Genomic DNA, 18170 nt, shown 5'->3' on the forward strand with positions numbered 1-18170 from the left:
TCCATCTCCCAACATAACGTCTGGTCGGAAAGCTGGGAGATAGATTCCCGCCTTCGCGGGAATGACTTGGGTGGTGTTACGCGCCCAAATGCCGCTCAACCAAAGCGACATGCAGCCGGATACCCAGCCCCAGCACATCATCGTTGAAATCATAATGCGGGTTATGCAGCGGCGCGCCGCCGTCCGGCTTGGCTTGACCCAGCCAGATATAGGCGCCTTTGCACGCTTGCAGCATGAAGGCGAAATCTTCCGACGTGAAGGCGGGGTCTGGCGCCAGTTGCGCCACGCCTACGGTCGCCGCCGCATCCAGCGCTTCCTGCGCCGCCTCCGCATCGTTGATCGTGGCGGGATAGTAGCGCTGATAATCGACACTCGCACTTAGCCCGTTTGCCAGCGCCACACCCGCCGCGATTTCGCGGATCGATGCCTCTATCTTGTCTTGTACCGCCGGGTCGAACGTCCGCACCGTTCCGCCAATGCGGACCTCTGCCGGGATCACATTATGCGTATGCCCGCCATGGATTTGCGTGATCGACAGCACGGCAGATGCGGTCGGCGCGATCCGGCGCGATATGATCGCGTTCATCTGCGTCACCAGTGTTGCCGCCGCCAAAATCGCATCCGGCGTATCCTGCGGGATCGCCGCATGGCCGCCGCGCCCTTCCAGCACGATCTCGAACTTGTCCGCCGCCCCCATGATCGGGCCGGGGCGGGTGGCGATGGTGCCTGCGGGCAGGTCTGGCCAGTTGTGCAGCCCGAACACCCGGTCGCAGGGGAAGCGCTCGAACAGTCCCTCCTTCACCATTTCGCGCGCGCCGCCCTGCCCCTCTTCGGCGGGCTGGAAGAAGAAGTTGACCGTCCCGTCGAAATTGCGGCTGCGCGTCAGTTGCTGCGCCGCGCCCAGCAGCATCGCGACATGCCCGTCATGGCCGCAGCCGTGGAAGATGCCGGGCGTCTTGCTGGCCCAGGGCAGGTTGGTCTGTTCCTCGATCGGCAGCGCGTCCATGTCCGCGCGGAGGCCAATGCTGCGCCCTGACGTTCCGTTGCGCAATACGCCCACCACGCCGGTCCGCCCGATCCCCTCATGCACCTCCAGTCCCAGCGCGCGCAACTGCTCGGCAATGCGCCCGGCGGTGCGATGTTCGCAAAAGCCGAGTTCCGGGTGCGCATGAATGTCGCGGCGGAAGGCGACAAGCGGTTCGATCAGGTCGGTGATGTCGGTCATGGGAGCAGCCTAAACTATATGATCCAAAGAGTAGCGTGTTCCCGCGCAGGCGGGAACCCAGTCCCACTGTCTCAACTGGACTCCCGCCTTCGCGGGAGCACGTTGCGCTCCAGATAGACCTCAACCCTAACGCTGCTCGCCGAACAGATGCTGGATCGGATAATGATGTTTGATGAAGGGCGATTTGATCACGACATAGCTGAAATATTTTTCGATGCCGTAATCGCTTTCCAGCATCCCCTCGATAATCGACTGATAATGGCCGACGCCGCGCGTCACGAATTTCAGCAGATAATCATATCCGCCGCTGACCAGATGACATTCGACAATCTCGTCCAGCTTGCGGATGCGGGTTTCGAACCGGGAAAAGTCGCCCGACCGATGTTCGCTCAGCGTCACTTCGGTAAAGACGGTCAGAAATTCGCCCAGCTTGTGCAGATTGATATGGGCGCCATAGCCGGTGATATAGCCCGCCTTCTCCAGTCGCTTCACGCGGGTCAGGCACGGGCTGGGGGACAGGCCGACCGCATCGGCCAGCTCGACATTGGTGATCCGGCCCGACTGCTGAAGCTGCGTCAGGATTTTCAGGTCGATCCTGTCCAGTCTGGGTCCGCCCAACATGTCCTTGTTCCCCCTTATATTTATCCCAGCGCCGCTCGAATATCGGCCTGTTCGAGCAAGCCGTCGAGTGTTTTCCTGATGCGCGCGAATATCTCGTCCATCTCGGCGTCCGTCGCGCACAGCGCCGGGGCGAGGCCGATGATATTGTCGGCAAAGGCACGGAAAATGACGCCATTGGCATAGCCATCGTTGAACAGACGGTCGGCGATTTTCAGCGCCGGGTCGAACCGCGCCTTCGTCCCCTTGTCCGCCACCAGCTCGATCGCGCCCAGCAAGCCGCGCCCGCGCGTGTCACCGACCAGCGGATGGTCCGCTAGCCCCGCAAGGCCTGCGTCAAAGCGCGCCGCGACCTTCTGCCCGTTCGCCAAAATTCCACCCTCGGTATAGAGGCGCAACACTTCCAGCCCCACCGCCGCGCTCACCGGATGACCAGAATAGGTCGCGCCATGGCCGATCACGACATCGGCTGCCGCGCCGTCGGCAATGCCCTGATAGACTTTATCCGACATCAGCACCGCGCCCATCGGCACATAGCCGGCGGTCAGTCCTTTGGCGACGGTCATCAGGTCGGGCGTCACGCCTTCGGCTTCGCAGGCGAACATCGGCCCGGTGCGCCCGAACGCCGTGATGACCTCATCGGCGACCAGCAATATGTCCAGATCATCGCACGCCTGCCGCATGGCCTTGAGCCAGCCGACCGGCGGCACGATGACGCCGCCCGATCCCTGGATCGGCTCGCAGAAGAAAGCGGCGACATTGTCTGCGCCCAGTTCCGCAACCTTGTCCTTCAACTGCTGCACCGACCGCGCGATGATGGCGGCGTCATCGCCCTCCAAGTCGCTGCGATAGGGATAGGGTGACGCGATATGATGCTGCCAGCGCAGCGGCAGGTCGAAATTGCGATGAAAATTGGCAAGCGCCGTCAGCCCCGCGCCCGTGCTGCTCGATCCATGATAGCCCCGCTCCAGCGCGATGCACTGTTTCTTGGTCGGCTTGCCGATCGCGTTATAATAATGGGTGATGTAGCGGATCGCGCTGTCCACCGCGTCCGACCCGCCCAGCGTGAAATAGACATGGTCCAGCCCCTCTGGCGACAGGGCGACCAGCCGCTCCGCCAGCCGCGCGGCAGGCTCGCAACCGAAATGGAAATAGCCGGTGGCGTAGGGCAGGCGGCGCATCTGCTCCGCCGCGGCCTCGACAATGCTGTCCTGCCCATAGCCGACATTGACGCACCACAGGCCCGCAAAGGCGTCCAGCACCTCGCGCCCGTCCATGTCCGTCAGCCACATGCCCTTGCCGCTTTGCAGCATGGTTGCGCCGCGCGCTTCATGGGCGCGGAAGGATGTGACCGAATGGATCAGGTGATCGCGGTCGATGTCCAGCAAAGAACGGTTGGATTGGTGCATCGTTGGGGGGCTCGCCATGGTGGTTATGGGATGCAGCCTATCCTTGTGCCGCAGCGGGAAAGTCTCAATCTTGCCGGTTGTGGGCCTGTGTCTGGCCGTATTAGCGAAACGGCGCAGCATATTATGCTGCGCCGCTTGAGGTCACGCCAGTGCGTCGGCAATCGCCTTGCCGCATTGCTCGGTGTTGGCCTTGCCCTTGAGGTCGCCGGTGCGCAGGCCGGGTTCCGCCAGAACGGTTTCCACCGCCCGCATGATCGCGGCAGCGGCGTCCGCCTCGCCCAGATGCTCCAGCATCATCGCTGCCGACCAGATCTGGCCGACCGGATTGGCGATCCCTTTGCCAGCAATGTCGGGGGCAGAGCCATGGACCGGCTCGAACAGCGAAGGGTGGGTGCCGTCCGGGTTGATATTGCCCGACGGCGCGACGCCGATCGTGCCGGTGCAGGCCGGGCCAAGGTCCGACAAGATATCGCCGAACAGGTTGGACGCGACCACCACGTCGAACCGGTCGGGGTTCAGCACGAATTGCGCGGTCAAAATGTCGATATGATATTTGTCATGGGTGACGGTTGGATAATTTTTGGCCATCTCCTCCACCCGTTCGTCCCACCAAGGCATGGTGATGGCGATGCCGTTGGATTTGGTGGCGGAGGTAACATGCTTGCGGTCCCGCGTGGCGGCCAGATCGAACGCATAGCGCAGCACCCGGTCGGTGCCATGGCGGGTCATTACCGTTTCCTGGATGACGATCTCACGGTCGGTGCCGGGGAACATCTTGCCGCCGACCGAGCTATATTCGCCTTCGGTATTTTCGCGCACGACCCAGAAATCAATGTCGCCCGGCTTGCGCCCGACCAGCGGGCAGGGGACGCCGGGCATCAGCCGGACCGGGCGCAGATTGACATATTGGTCATATTCGCGGCGGAACTGGAGCAGTGATCCCCATAGCGAAATGTGATCCGGCACCGTGTTGGGCCAGCCGACCGCGCCAAAGAAGATGGCGTCAGGCTTGCCGATCTGCTCCTTCCAGTCGTCCGGCATCATCTGGCCATGCTTGGCGTAATAATCGCAGCAGGCGAAATCCTGCCATTTTTGCGAAATGGTGAAGCCATAAAGGCTCGCCGCCCGCTCTAGCACGCGGATGCCTTCGGGCATCACTTCCTTGCCAATGCCGTCGCCGGGGATGACGGAGATGTCGTAGTTGCGCATGATACATCCTTTACAACGGACGTGTTCCCGCGAAGGCGGGAACCCAGTTCAGAGGGAAGGGCTGGGTTCCCGCCTTCGCGGGAACTCATGGCTTTACAGTTTCAGCCCGGCGATATGGAACGCCTTGGTTTCCAGATATTCCTCGATCCCAGCATGGGCGCCCTCGCGACCCAGGCCGGACATCTTCACCCCGCCGAAGGGCGCGACCTCCATGGCGACCGACCCGCTGTTGAGCGCCACCATGCCCGCCTCCAGCCGCTCTGCCACGCGGAAGGCGCGGTGCAGATTTTCGGTGTAGAAATAGCTGGCCAGGCCATAGCTGGTCGCATTGGCCAGTTCGATCGCTTCATCCTCATGGGTAAAGCGGAACAAAGGCGCGACCGGTCCGAACGTTTCTTCTTCGGCCAGCCGCATGTCGCGCGTCGCACCGGTCAGCACCACCGGGCGGGCAAAGCGTTCACCGCTCGCCCCTTCGGGCGATTGCGCAAACAGGGTCGCGCCGTGGGACAGTGCGTCGTCGATATGCGCCTTCACCTTGTTGGCGGCGGCGGCGTTGATCAGCGGACCGATCGTGCTGCCAGGCATGTCGCCGGGCGCAACGTTCAGCGCCGACACCGCTCTGGCCAGTTTCTCGGCAAACTGGTCATAGACGCTGTCCTGCACCAATATTCGGTTGGCGCAGACGCAGGTTTGGCCGGCATTGCGGAATTTGCTGACCATCGTGCTGGCAACGGCCAGGTCGATGTCGGCATCATCGAACACGATCAGCGGCGCATTGCCGCCCAGCTCGAAGCTGACCCGCTTGATCGTGTCGGCGCACTGCCGCATCAGCAGCGCGCCCACGCGGGTCGATCCGGTGAAGGACAATTTGCGCACCACCGGACTGGCGGTCAGCGCCCCGCCGATCGCGGTGGGCAGGCCGGTGACGACGTTGAACACGCCTGCCGGGAAACCCGCTTCCTCCGCCAGCTTCGCCATGGCCAGCGCGCTATAGGGGGTCAGTTCCGAAGGCTTCACGACCACCGGGCAACCAGCCGCCAAAGCAGGCGCGCATTTGCGGGTGATCATCGCGGCAGGGAAATTCCACGGTGTGATCGCGGCGGACACGCCGACCGGTTCCTTCATCACCAATATGCGGCGATTGGCTTCGGGCGCAGGGATGATGCCGCCCTCGATCCGCCGGGCTTCCTCGGCAAACCATTTGATGAAACTTGCCGCATAGCGAATTTCGCCCTCGGCCTCAGCGATCGGCTTGCCCTGTTCGGCGGTCATGATCCGGCCAAGGTCGGCGACATTGTCCAGCACCAGCGCGTGCCACCGCTCCAGCACGGCGGCGCGATCGCCCGCCGTCCGGGCTTTCCACGCCGGGAAGGCCGCTTCTGCTGCATCGATCGCCGCCTGCGTATCGGCCGCGCTGCAATCTGGCACAGTGCCGATGATTGCGCCGGTCGCGGGATTGTCGACCGGCACCGTGGCGCCGGACGCCGCGCCGACCCATGCGCCGCCTATATAGGCGCGCTCAACGAAAAGGGCAGGGTTGGAAAGGGAAAGGGTCATCCGAGCGCCTGTGTCGTGAGGGAAAAGACTTTGATCGAAGGGTCGGTCTGCGGCATCGGGCCGCGTACCATGCGCATCACCCGGCCGACGCAGGGCAGGCCCAGTTCATCGAGCCAGCCGCACAGTGCGCTTTCCTCTGGCACGTCGAGCCGACAGAAAATGCCGCTGTTGGAACCCAGCCAATGCGAAATCAGCGCCTTTGCGCCACCGGTGTCGGGTGCCACGGTCGGCCCGACGACATAGCCGCGCCCGAAGCGGCGAAACAAGGCAAAGCCCACCGGCTCGTTGGCGCGTGTCAGCACCACGCCCTGCGCGCCCGGCACCAGCGCATCGAGCAGCGCATCGCGGTTCATGCCGCTGGCCCGCCGCGCCAGCGCATGAAGCGTCGGCATATCCTTCGCCCCCAGCGGCCGCACCCGTTCGTCGGGGATCAGCTCGGCGACCGGCACGGCAAAGGCCGCGCCCTGATGCTGAAACACCGGGCCGATGCTCTCGAACCCCAGTTTGCGATAGAGCGGCGCGCCTTCATCGGTCGCGTTGAGCAGGATCGTGCGGTCGCCAAGGTCGGCCATCACCGCTTCCATCAACCGGCGGCCCAGCCCCATTCCCTGGGCGGCGGGCGACACGATCACCATCCCCAGCGTCGCGGCGTTGGTCCCGTACAGCCACGCCATGGCCGTGCCGATGACTTCCCCGTCGCGTTCTGCCACATAGCCAAAGCCAAGACTGAGCAGCATGTCCCAATCCTCGATCCGGTGCGGCCATTTCTGCTCGCTGGAAAGCGCGTGGGCGGCGGTCAGATCATCCACGGTCATCGCCCGCAGGTCCACCATCGCCTCTATGCCTGTCGCCATGCGTCTTGCTCCCCGGCGGAAAAGGGTCGTCCGCCTGCCCAGATTAGGAATCACTTGGGGCAAGCTTAATCGGCACCCTCAAGCATTGGCTGCTGCCTTCGCGCTGATTTTGGAAGATTATCGCGCAGATTTTCCCGCGCAACTGCAACACATGCCGCGCGCGATCCATATTCTGTCATATAGCCTGTATGAAGGAGAGCCGCGCCGTGGACATTTTCAACCCCGATCTGATCGCCTTGCCGCAGGGCAGCAATTTCATCGGCGGGCGACGCGTTATCGGGCGCGGGCAGGCGATACCCGTACGGCGTCCCTCGGACGGGCGGGTCTATGCCGATCTCGACAGCGTGGACGACGCGCAACTGGCGCAAGCGGTCGAGGACGCCCAGCGCGCCTATAAGAGCAGCGGCTGGGCGCAGACCGATCCGCGCGGGCGGATGCGGGTGCTGCGCCGCTGGGCCGACCTCATTGAGGCGGATATGGAGGTGCTGGCCCCGCTCGAAGCGCTCGGCTCCACCCGGATGATCCACGAAATCCGCGCCTGGGACGTGACCTATACCGCCGAAACCGTCCGCTTCTTTGCCGAATGGGCGGACAAGATTGGCGGCGAGGTCGCAGCGACCACACCCGACAAGCTCGGCCTCACGATCCACGAACCCTATGGCGTGGTCGCGGCGATCGCGCCGTGGAACCTGCCGCTGGTGATGGCCGCGTGGAAAATCGCGCCTGCCATCGCGGCAGGCAACAGCATTGTCCTCAAGCCCTCCGAAATGACGCCGTTCAGCATCGTTCGCTTGGCTGAACTGGCGATCGAGGCAGGGCTGCCCGCTGGCATCTTCAACATCGTGCAGGGGGACGGGCGCAGCGTCGGCGATCCGCTGGTGCGGCGGCCTGAAGTCGCGAAGGTCACCTTCACCGGATCGACCGCCACGGGCGCGGCGATCATGACCGCCTGCGCCCAGACCGGGCCAAAGCCGGTGACGCTGGAACTGGGCGGCAAAAGCCCGCAGATCATCTTTGCCGACGCAGGGCTGGACAAGGCATCGGCCATCGTCGCCCGCGCGATTACGCTCAACGCAGGTCAGGTCTGTGTCGCCGGATCGCGCCTGCTGGTGCAGGACAAGGTGGCCGATCAGGTGATCGACCGCATCATGACGGCCTTTGCTGCGCACAAGGCGGGACCGACCTGGGCCAGCGACAGTACGCTTGGCCCGATCATTTCCGAAGGCCAGCTGGACCGGATCGACGGTATCGTCCAGCGCGCTATGGCTGATGGCGCGCAAGTGCTGACCGGCGGCACCCGCGCCACCGCGCCGCAGGATGGCAGCTATTTCCAGCCGACCTTGCTGCAAAATGCTGCGCAGCATAGCGAGGTGGTGCAGGGCGAGATTTTCGGACCCGTGCTGACCGTCCAGACCTTCGCCGACGAAGGCGAAGCCTATGCGCTGGCCAATGACAGCGCCTATGGGCTGGCGGCAGGCGTCCACACCAGCGACCTCACCCGCGCCCTGCGTGCCACCCGCGCGCTGGAGGCCGGCACCGTCTGGGTCAACCGCTATGGCCGCAGCAATGATTTCATTCTGCCCACTGGCGGCTTCAAACAATCGGGCATCGGCAAGGATCTGGGTCGCGAAGCCTATGTCGCCAACCTCAAGACCAAGGTGGCGCTGATCGAATTTTGATCAGCGCGCGGCCAACTGCGCCGCCGCGCGCACGTCGATCACGCCCAGCCGCACCATGCTACGTGTCTGACCCAGTTCGACCATCTGCTCGACATGGGGGTGGCGGCCCTGCGCGACCTTCAGCCGGTAGCGGCCATAGCGAACCCGCTCGAAACTGAACATGCCGTCAAACTCCGTACGGGCGCGATAGGCGCTCACGCCGTCCATCGTCAGCCTCCCCCGCTGCGCGCCCGCCCGCTCACCAGCAGCCCCGCCGTCGCATTGTCGCGCGTGATGCCGTCGCTTGACCGGAAGCGGCTCCATCCGCCGACCACCGCGAGCCTGAATCACAGCCGTCAGACCAAATCAATGGAGCCTGACCCTGGGGGGATGGCGCGCAATCGGCAATGTCAGGTCGGCGTGGCGAAGCGTTCGATGCGATAGGGTTCGATCGGAATGTCGGTCGCGCCCTTGGCGATGATCTCCGCCATCGTTTCGCCCACGCCCGGCCCGATCTGGAAGCCCGACCCGGAAAAGCCGAACGCATAATAAAGCCCGCTGGTCGTCGCGCTCGGTCCCATCACCGGCTGGCTGTCGGGCATATAGCCCTCGATCCCGGACCAGACGCGGATGATGTTGAGCTTCCCCAACGACGGGGCCAGCCGCCTGATCTCTCTCAACTGGCTCAGCGTGTTCTGGGGCTCGACATAGGCGCGATACTGGTCGGGGAAAGATGGTCCGCGCGTGCTGCCGCCCAGCACGATATTGCCGCGCGCGACCTGCCGGAAATAGACTGTCTCCTCCTCGATCGGGGTCATCACCCCGACGGCGGGCAGGATGCCGTAAGGCACTGGCTCGGTCACGCTCATATTCGGGCCTTTGGGCGTGATCGGCACCGGCTCGCCAAATTGCGAAGACAGCGCATTGCCCCACGCCCCTGCGGTGATCAGCAGGATGGGTGCGCGGAATGTTCGCCCGTCCGCGGCGGTGACGATGAAATCTTCGCCGACCTTCTGCGCGTCCACAATTTTCGTATTTTCATGGATCACCGCGCCCAGCCGCGCCGCTGCCCGCGCAAAGGCAGGCGCGGCCAGCCGTGGATTGGCATGACCGTCTGTCGCCGAATAGGAACCGGCCAGCACGTCCGGCCCGAAGAAGGGGAATTTGTCGCGCAGCGCATTGCCGCTCAGCAATTCCAGCTCCAACCCTTCCTCGCGCGCCTTGGCAGCATAGTCCTCCATCGACCCCACCAGTTCGGGCCGCTCGCGGTAACAGACGCGGATATGGCCGGACTGGAGATATTCGACATCCGCCCCCAGCAGTTCGCGTGATTGCCGCCAGATCGCGATGGCGCGATTGGCCAAAGGCAATTGGTGAATGGGTCGCCCCTGCCGCCGGACATTGCCGAAATTGGTGCCGCTCGCCTGCCGCCCGATCAGGTCGGTTTCCAGCAAGGTGACCGACAGGCCATGGCCACGCAGGAACAAGGCCGCCGATGACCCCATCAGCCCGCCGCCCACGATGATGACGTCGCTGGCCGCGCTCATTGATCGTCTCCGATCGAAATGGTCAGGGGCTTGACCGGCGCCTGGCCGCGCAATCGCCCGACCTGCTCGATCGGAATGTCTGCTTCCGCCGCGATCAGCTCCGCCGCCGCCAGCCCGCAATAGCGCCCCTGGCAGCGTCCCATGCCGACCCGGCTGAACGCCTTGGCCCGGTTCGCCTCTTTCGCGCCCGTTTCGCGCATAACGCCGCGCAGGTCGCCCGCCGTCACCCCCTCGCACCGGCACAATATGGCATCATCCGGCAGCGCCGCCGCCTGTTCAACGGGCCATGGAAAGGCCGTCGCCAATCCCCGCGCAAATTTCGCATAGGTGCCGACATCGCCGCGCAGCGACGCCATCTCGCCCTTGTCGATGGGCAGTCCCAGATCGCCCAGTGCCGCCAGCGCCGCCAGCCGTCCGCTGGCTTCCGCCGACCGCGCGCCCAATATCTTCGCGCCATCGCCCGCCAGATAGACGCCCGCCACGCTCGACCGCCCATCGCCGTCCCGCTTCGGCAGCCATTGCCGGGTGCCGGGATCGAAGGCGAAGGCACAGCGCGCCAGATCGGCCAGCTGGGTTTCCGGTCGCAGATGATGCCCCATGGCCACCGCGTCGCAGGCAAGCTCCTGCTCGGCACCCGCCCCCGTGCGAAAGCGGACACCGCTTACGCCGTTTTCAGCATCACCTTTTATTTCCAATGGCTTGATGCCATTATGCACTGCCACCCCCGCGCGCTTCAATTTCATCGTCAGCGCCACGCCGTTCCACAGCACCGACGGCACTGCCAGCAGATCGGGCAACGCCTTGATTCGCGCGCTATAGGGCGCGGTATCCAGCACTGCGACGACATTTGCCCCCGCCTCGACATATTGGCTGGCGACCAGATAGAGCAGCGGCCCCGATCCCATGAACACGACCTTGTGCCCGATCGACACCGCCTGGCTCTTGAGCGCCACCTGCGATCCGCCCAGGCTATAGCTGCCCGCAAATTGCCAGCCCTTGACCGGCATCAACCGATCAGTCGCCCCGGTGCAGAGCAACAGCGCATCGAACGGCAGCGTGTCCGCATATGTCTGGCTCGCTGTCCAGACTTGTCCACCCGATATGTTCCACACCAATGTTTCAGGCCGATAATCGACCGCGCCCTTCAGCCCGTCGAACGTTTCGTGCAATGCCTGCGCCCGCCCGGCTTCGCTGCCGTAAAGCTTGGCATAGGGCCGGGTGAAATTATCGGGCTGACGACGGTAAATCTGCCCGCCATCGCGCCGCCCCTCGTCCAGAACGATCGGGCGAACCCCCGCCTGCACACAGGCTTCCGCCGCGCGCGTCCCCGCTGGTCCGGCACCGACGATGATTATGCGTGGTTCGGCCATGATGCCTCCGGCTGGCTGGTCAGGATGCGCTGGCCCGTTGCGGCCAGAGTCGAGCAGGCGCGCAGGCGATCGCCACTTTCGGTCCACACCCAGCAATCCTGGCACGCGCCCATCAGGCAGAAACCCGCGCGCTTTTCCGGCCCGAATTCCGACTGACGCAGTACGCCGCCCTGGCTCAGCAGCGCGACCATCAACGTGTCACCCTCCAACGCCTCAACGGGCGCACCATCGACATGCACGGTGACGGCAGGGCGGTCAGTCTCGCCCAGGCGAACGAAGCGGCTCATGAGGGGATCAAGCTTTCATCTCCATGATGGCACAATATCTGGCTGCCCTTGTTCAGCGGACGGCGGGGCGGGGGCGTGGTGTTACACAGCCCATCCACCCGTGCGGCGCAGCGCGGCAGGAAACGGCACAGGTCGGGATGATCGCCTGTCTCCCCGATCGGCGGCGGCGCGGCCCCGGCATGGCTTTCCTCCAGCCAGCCCGCGCGCATTTCCGGCACGGACCCGATCAGCAGGTCGGTGTAGGGATGGAAGGGCGCAACCCCGAAAGCGGCGCGCGGTCCCGTCTCCACCATCGTGCCGGAATAAAGGACGAGGATGTCGTCGCAAATCGCCCGCACCGTCGAAATATCATGGCTGATGAACATGGTCGCGATGCCCAATTCCCGGCGCAACTCCGCCATCAGCTCCAATATCGCCGCACCGACTACCGTATCCAGTGCCGAAGTCACTTCATCGCACAGGATCAGCTGCGGATCGGCCGCGAGCGCCCGCGCCAGATTGATCCGCTGCTTCTGTCCACCCGACAGGCCGCCGATCGGTCGGTCGATCAGCGTCGCTGGCAGGCGAATAAGGTCCAGCAGCTCCAGCACCCGCATCCGCGCGGCATTGCCTTTCAGGCCATGATAAAAGGCCAAAGGCCGCGCCAATATCCGCCCGACGCTATGCGCAGGGTTCAGCGCCGTGTCGGCATTCTGGAATACCAGCTGCACCCGGCGAAACTGGTCGCGGCTGCGCCCCTGCAACCCCGGCGGCAGAGCCTCACCATCCAGCAGCACTTGCCCGCTGGCGGGCGGCAGCAACCCGGCGATGACCCGCGCGATGGTCGATTTGCCCGACCCGCTTTCGCCGATCACGCCTAAGGTCGCGCCGCGCTCGATCGTCAGGTTGATGTCTCGCAGCACCGGGATGCGCGGTCGGCCATCCTTGCCGATCTTGCCATAGCCCGCCGTCATGCCGCGTATTTCCAACAAAGGCGCAGCGGGCAGGGCGATTTTTTCGGGCGCTGGGCGGATCGCGGGCCGCGCCGCCGCCATCAGCGTTTTGGTATAGTCGTCGGCAGGCGCGTGCAGGATCTGCGCTGCCGCCCCGGCCTCGCGGATGCGTCCCTGGCTCAGCACCACAATCTGGTCCGCCATCTGGGCGACGACCGCCAGATCATGCGACACATAGATGGCCGTCGCGCCGCGTTCCAGCACCACCGCCTTGAATGCGCGCAGCACCTCGATCTGCGTGGTTACGTCCAGCGCTGTGGTCGGCTCATCCAATATCACCAGTTCGGGGTCGGTGATCAGCGCCATCGCCGCCATCAGCCGCTGCAACTGGCCGCCCGACAATTGATGCGGGTAACGCGCGCCGATCGTGTCGGGAAAGGGCAAAGCGAGCGCGCGGAACAGCTCGACCGCCTTGGCCTCCGCCTGCGCACGCGACATCAGGTCATGGATCAGCGCGGGTTCGATCACCTGATCCATGATCGTGCGCGACGGGTTGAAGGCGGACGCTGCGCTCTGCGCGATATAGGCGATGCGATTGCCGCGCAGCTGCGCCAGCGCGCTGCGATCCAGCTTGGTCAGGTCACGCTCGCCCACGCGGATCGACCCGCCCGCAATCGTCGCGCCGGGCCGGGCATGGCCCAGCAGGGTGAGCGCTATCGTCGTCTTGCCCGACCCGCTCTCGCCGATCAGCGCCAGCACTTCGCCGCGCTTCAGCGCGAAATCAATGCCGCTGACGATCGGGAATATCTCCCCCGCCGCATTGCGCGCGGTGACCGTTAGGCCTTTCACCTCAACATGGGGAGTCGCGCTCATCGGCCTTTCCCCTTGCCCGAAAAGCCGATCGCGTCGATCAACAGGTTCACCCCGACGGTCAGCGTCGCAATTGCGACGGCCGGTGCCAGGATCGCCAGCGCGCCTTCACCCAGCCCCGAAATATTCTCCCGCACCAGCGACCCCAGATCGGCGTCAGGCGGCTGGACGCCAAGGCCGAGGAAAGACAGGCCCGACAGCAACAGCACGATGAACACGAAGCGCAGGCCGAAATCGGCGAGCAGCGGGTGGATCATATTGGGCAATATTTCGGCGATGGCGATATGGAAGCGCCCTTCTCCGCGCGCCCGCGCCACCTGCACATAATCCATCTGCGCCAGATTGACCGCCAATGCCCGCGCGATCCGGTAATTGCCCGGCACATAGGTGAAGGCCGCGATCAGCAGCAGCAGCCCCAGCGACGACCCGAACGCTGCGACCAGCACCAGCGAGAATATCTTGGACGGGATAGAAATCAGCATGTCCATGAAGCGGGACAGCGGCTCATCCACCTTCGCCCCGCCCACCGCCGCCGTCAGCGCCAGCGCGGTGCCGGTCGTGCTGGCGAGCAACGCCGCCGCCGCGGCCAGCCCCACCGTATAGCGCGCGCCTGACAGCAACCGGCTCAGCACATCGCGGCCCAGATAGTCGCTGCCCAACCAATGTTTGGCCGACTGGCCGTCGAACACGTCATAGGCCACGAACGCGCCGACCGGATAGGGGGCCAGCATCGGCCCGAACAGCGCGACAGCCAGCCAGAAGATGACCAGCGCCAGTCCCACCTTGCCCGACAGCGGCAGGGCTTTAGCCCGTTGGAAAGCATTACCCATCATTGCGCCCGCAGCCTGGGGTTGGCCAGGATCGCGGTGACATCCGCGATCAGCATCAGGATGAGATAGGCGGCGCAGAAAATCATCGCGCACGCCTGCAATAGCGGCATGTCGCGGCTGGTGACGGCATTGACCATCAGGCTGGCAAGCCCCGGATAGTTGAAGATGGTCTCCACGATCACCGCCCCGCCCAGCAGGTAGGACAGGCTGAGCGCCATCGCATTGACGATCGGCGCGATCGCATTGGGCATGATGTGCCGCAGCACGATCCTGACCGGCGCAACGCCTTTCAGCACCGCCATTTCGACATAGGGCCGGTCCATCTGGTCGATCACCGCCGCCCGCGTCATCCGTGCCATTTGCGCGATGACGATGACGCTCAGCGTCAGAATCGGCATGGCGACCCCGCGCAGATAATCGCCCCATCCCATGTCGCTTGATGCCATCGCGATCGACGGCAACCAGCGCAGCTTGACCGAAAAGATCAGCACCGCGATCGTCGCCACCAAAAACTCCGGCACCGCGACCATCGACAGCGTGACGATATTGAGCGCCCGGTCGATCCGCCCGCCCCGGTTCATCGCCGACCCGATACCGATGGCCAGCGCGACCGGCACCGCGACCAGTGCGCTCAGTGCGGCCAGCAACAGGCTGTTGGGCAGCCGCTCGGCAATCACTTCGGACACCGGCATATTGGCGACCAGAGACTGGCCCGGATCGCCGCTCACCATGCCCGCCAGCCAGCTGACGTAACGGACATGGGCCGGGCGATCGAGGCCCATTTCATGGCGCAGCGCCGCGACCTGTTCCGGCGTGGCGCTCTGCCCCAATGCTTCCTGCGCCGCGTCGCCGGGCAGCAGTTGCGCGATCACGAAGATCGTCATCGACACCAGCAGCAGCGTCAGCAGTGATGACGCGAACCGCTTGCCGATCAAGGTCAGCGCGGCGCTCATGCCGCTCCGGGTGGATGCGCCCGCCATCAGCCTTCCCACCACACATGTTCGGCAAATTGATAACCCATCAGCCCACCCAGCGACACAGGATATAGCCCCTTCAACCGCCGATCATATCCGTCGATCAGGCTGATAAATACCGGGATACCGACGCCGCAATGGCTGCGCACCAGCCCCTGCATTTCGCCATAAAGCTGCTTGCGCCGCGCCTGATCCGCCTCGCCCCGCGCCTCCAGCAACAGTCGGTCGAAGCGCGGATTCTTCCACCCGCTCTCGTTCCAGGCCGCATCTGATTTATAAAACAGGCTGAACAGCAGGTCGGCGGTCGGGCGCGGATTGGTGTTGCCGAAGCCCAGTGGATGCTTCATCCAGTGGGTCGACCAATATCCATCGCCCGGCACCCGGTTGACCGCCAGTTTCAAGCCCACGCGCGACCCATATTCCTGCAATATCGACGCCATATCGACCGATCCGTCAGCGGCGGGTGACGCATAGACCGGCAGGCGCACGCCGGTCAGGCCGGCCCGCTGCAAATGCCATTTCGCCTTGTCCAGATCCAGGCTCGTCTGCGGCAGGTCGGCGCGATAATAGGGGTGGAAGGGCGGGATCGGATGGTCATTGCCGATCGTCGCATAGCCGCGATAGAGCGCCCGCTTGATCAGTGGTCGGTCGAGCAGATATTTCATCGCCGCGACAAAATGCGGGTTGCCGGTCGGCAACTGGTCCTGCCGCATGATGAGGTTGGTGTAGAGGCCCGACTGGGTTTCCAGCAGGCCATGGCCACGCGACGCCATGATCCGCTTGGTCGATCGCGGATTGACCGCAATCACCAGATGCACGTCGCCCGACAGCAGCGCATTGACCCGGCTGACCTCGTCGGGAATCCCGATCAGCTCAATCTCGTCCAGATAGGGTTTGCCCGGCTTCCAGAAATTCGGGTTGCGCCGGGCCAGCGTTCTCACACCGGGCCGGAACTGCGCACATAGATAGGGACCGGTGCCATTGGCGGTACGAAAATCGCGCGTTCCCGCACGCAGGATCAGGAAATGGGATTGCGCCAATATGGTCGGCAGATCGGCATTGGGCCCGGTCAGGCGGATGGTCAGATCATGCCTACCCGTCGCCTTCACCTGTGCGAACTGGTCGGCGATCTGCGCCATCTTGGACCCGGTGGCCGCATCCTTGTGCCGCAGTAGCGACCAGACGACATCGGCAGAGGTCAGCTCCGCACCGTTATGGAATGCCACGCCCCTGCGCAAACGCACATGCCAGTTGATCTGGTCCGCGCTCTCCATCCGCTCCGCCAGCGCAGGACGGGGGACGAGATTGCGGTCGAGCTGGGTCAGCCCGCTGTAAAACATATAATGGCGCACATAGTCGGTCGACAGCGCACCCTTGGCCGGATCGAGCGTATCGGCGGTCGAGCTGGACAGGCTGGCGACGCGAATGCGCCCACCGACGCGGGGTTTGCTCGCCGCCAGCGCGCCATCGGGCAAGAGCAGCCCGGCACCCAGCCCCAGCCCGGCACCGATCATCTCGCGGCGCGAAAAAGGCGGCTGACCGTCCATCAATGGATCACATCCTGCCATTTATACCATAGCCCCACCAGCGGCAGGAACCATGGCTCGCCGAAATGCCCCGGCACGCTCGGCCAGTCGAGATCGGCCCAGGGGTTGGCGTCCGGCTCGCCGCTCATCACGCGCGCCATCTGCTGCCCCATATGGGTCGCCATCTGCACGCCATGGCCGCTATAGCCCATGGAATAATACAACCCGTCCGTCTCGCCCGCGCGCGGCAGCCGGTCAGCTGTCAGGTCTACCATCCCGCCCCACACATGATCGACGCCCACGCCCTTCAACGCCGGGAAAATCTCCCCCAGCGTGTCTTCAAGGATGCGCCCGCTCTTCATGTCTGACCGGGGATCGCTGATCGCAAAGCGCGCCCGCCCGCCGAAGATCAGCCGGTTGTCGGGGGTCAGGCGGAAATAATTGCCGATATTCTTGCTGGTCACATAATTGCGCCGCCCCGGCAGCAGTCGCGCGATCAGCGCATCGTCCAGCTGCTCGGTGGCGATCACGAAACTGCCGACCGACACGATCCGGCGACGGAAGAAACCGAACGGCGCAGCCGCAGGCGCTCCACCGGTCGCGACCAGCACCTGTTTCGCGCTGACGGTCCCGCGCGAAGACGTGACCCGCCACCCGGTCGGCAACCGATCCAGCCCTGTGACCTCGGCACCCTCGTAAATCTTCGCGCCAGCCCGCGCCGCCGCCTCGGCCAGCCCGACACCGAACCTAGCGGGATGGATCTGCGCGCTCGTCGTCTGGATCAGCGCGCCATGGAAAGCGTCGGATCCGACTTCCTCACGGATGCGCTCCGGCGGCACCAGCCGGACATTCTCGTCCACTTCGGCGGCCAGCAGGTCATGCGCGCGGACCAGCTTGTCATAATGTTGGGGCTTGGCCGCCAGCTTCACCCGACCGCACCGGGTGAAGTTGCAGTCAATGCCTTCGTCCCGCGCCAGCCGCTCGACCGTATCGACCGCATCGCAATGCGCCCGATACCAGGCTTTGGCGACCGGCTTGCCAAACTTGGCCGACAAGGCACCATAATCATGCGCGGTGCCATTATTGCACTGGCCGCCATTGCGCCCAGACGCCTCGCCCACAACTTGGCCTGCCTCCAGCAGCACGACGTTCGCGCCGCGCTTCGCCAGCGCCAGCGCCGCCGACACGCCGGTAAAGCCGCCGCCGATGATGGCGACATCGGCCGACCCGTCGACCCCGCCCTCCGCCCCGCCCATGAAGGGCGGCGCGCTGGCGAGCCAGTAAGAGAGGGGGGAGGCGCTCAT

The 18170-nt window shown here is 64.6% G+C and carries 16 protein-coding genes; 1 reads left to right on the top strand and 15 read right to left on the bottom strand.

The window, feature by feature from the left end; genetic code table 11:
- Positions 1-76: 76 nt before the first annotated feature.
- From ACODR8_RS12015 to ACODR8_RS12040, 6 genes are all read right to left on the bottom strand, one after another.
- Complete coding sequence (locus ACODR8_RS12015) at positions 77-1225, bottom strand: M20 aminoacylase family protein (protein WP_489007454.1); 1149 nt, start codon at positions 1223-1225, stop codon at positions 77-79.
- A 126-nt stretch (positions 1226-1351) separates the two neighbouring features.
- Positions 1352-1846, bottom strand: a complete 495-nt coding sequence (locus tag ACODR8_RS12020; RefSeq protein ID WP_037490126.1) for an Lrp/AsnC family transcriptional regulator — start codon at positions 1844-1846, stop codon at positions 1352-1354.
- A gap of 20 nt (positions 1847-1866) precedes the next feature.
- Entirely contained in the window at positions 1867-3270 is a 1404-nt protein-coding gene (locus tag ACODR8_RS12025; protein ID WP_489007455.1) for an aspartate aminotransferase family protein, read from the bottom strand.
- A gap of 123 nt (positions 3271-3393) precedes the next feature.
- A complete protein-coding gene (locus ACODR8_RS12030; RefSeq protein ID WP_489007456.1) occupies positions 3394-4461 on the bottom strand; it encodes a tartrate dehydrogenase in 1068 nt (355 codons plus the stop codon).
- 93 nt (positions 4462-4554) lie between these two features.
- On the bottom strand, positions 4555-6018 hold the full coding sequence (locus tag ACODR8_RS12035) for an NAD-dependent succinate-semialdehyde dehydrogenase (RefSeq protein ID WP_489007457.1): 1464 nt from the start codon (positions 6016-6018) through the stop codon (positions 4555-4557).
- Complete coding sequence (locus ACODR8_RS12040) at positions 6015-6872, bottom strand: GNAT family N-acetyltransferase (protein WP_489007458.1); 858 nt, start codon at positions 6870-6872, stop codon at positions 6015-6017. The genes ACODR8_RS12035 and ACODR8_RS12040 overlap by 4 nt, the downstream gene beginning before the upstream one ends.
- Positions 6873-7060: 188 nt before the next feature.
- Between ACODR8_RS12040 and ACODR8_RS12045 the strand changes: the two genes are divergently transcribed.
- Entirely contained in the window at positions 7061-8551 is a 1491-nt protein-coding gene (locus tag ACODR8_RS12045) for an aldehyde dehydrogenase family protein (protein WP_489007459.1), read from the top strand.
- Here ACODR8_RS12045 and ACODR8_RS12050 read toward each other — a convergent pair whose 3' ends face one another.
- The 9 genes from ACODR8_RS12050 to ACODR8_RS12090 all read right to left on the bottom strand — a co-directional run bounded on the left by ACODR8_RS12050 (position 8552) and on the right by ACODR8_RS12090 (position 18170).
- Positions 8552-8758, bottom strand: a complete 207-nt coding sequence (locus ACODR8_RS12050) for a hypothetical protein (RefSeq protein ID WP_489007460.1) — start codon at positions 8756-8758, stop codon at positions 8552-8554.
- Positions 8759-8940: 182 nt separating this feature from the next.
- Positions 8941-10077, bottom strand: coding sequence for an NAD(P)/FAD-dependent oxidoreductase (locus tag ACODR8_RS12055; protein ID WP_489007461.1), 1137 nt, complete (start codon positions 10075-10077; stop codon positions 8941-8943).
- Positions 10074-11447, bottom strand: coding sequence for an FAD/NAD(P)-dependent oxidoreductase (locus ACODR8_RS12060; RefSeq protein ID WP_489007462.1), 1374 nt, complete (start codon positions 11445-11447; stop codon positions 10074-10076). Before ACODR8_RS12060 ends, ACODR8_RS12055 begins: the two co-directional genes overlap by 4 nt.
- On the bottom strand, positions 11429-11734 hold the full coding sequence (locus ACODR8_RS12065) for a (2Fe-2S)-binding protein (RefSeq protein WP_489007463.1): 306 nt from the start codon (positions 11732-11734) through the stop codon (positions 11429-11431). The genes ACODR8_RS12060 and ACODR8_RS12065 overlap by 19 nt, the downstream gene beginning before the upstream one ends.
- Positions 11731-13539, bottom strand: coding sequence for an ABC transporter ATP-binding protein (locus tag ACODR8_RS12070; protein ID WP_489007464.1), 1809 nt, complete (start codon positions 13537-13539; stop codon positions 11731-11733). The genes ACODR8_RS12065 and ACODR8_RS12070 overlap by 4 nt, the downstream gene beginning before the upstream one ends.
- Positions 13536-14369, bottom strand: coding sequence for an ABC transporter permease (locus tag ACODR8_RS12075; RefSeq protein ID WP_489007465.1), 834 nt, complete (start codon positions 14367-14369; stop codon positions 13536-13538). Before ACODR8_RS12075 ends, ACODR8_RS12070 begins: the two co-directional genes overlap by 4 nt.
- Positions 14366-15346, bottom strand: a complete 981-nt coding sequence (locus tag ACODR8_RS12080; RefSeq protein WP_182913940.1) for an ABC transporter permease — start codon at positions 15344-15346, stop codon at positions 14366-14368. The genes ACODR8_RS12075 and ACODR8_RS12080 overlap by 4 nt, the downstream gene beginning before the upstream one ends.
- The gene (locus ACODR8_RS12085; protein WP_489007466.1) at positions 15346-16887 is read right to left on the bottom strand and encodes an ABC transporter substrate-binding protein; all 1542 of its coding nucleotides are present in this window, start codon (positions 16885-16887) and stop codon (positions 15346-15348) included. The genes ACODR8_RS12080 and ACODR8_RS12085 overlap by 1 nt, the downstream gene beginning before the upstream one ends.
- On the bottom strand, positions 16887-18170 hold the full coding sequence (locus ACODR8_RS12090) for an NAD(P)/FAD-dependent oxidoreductase (protein ID WP_489007467.1): 1284 nt from the start codon (positions 18168-18170) through the stop codon (positions 16887-16889). Before ACODR8_RS12090 ends, ACODR8_RS12085 begins: the two co-directional genes overlap by 1 nt.

The sequence above is a fragment of the Sphingobium sp. FG58 genome, from assembly GCF_057809055.1.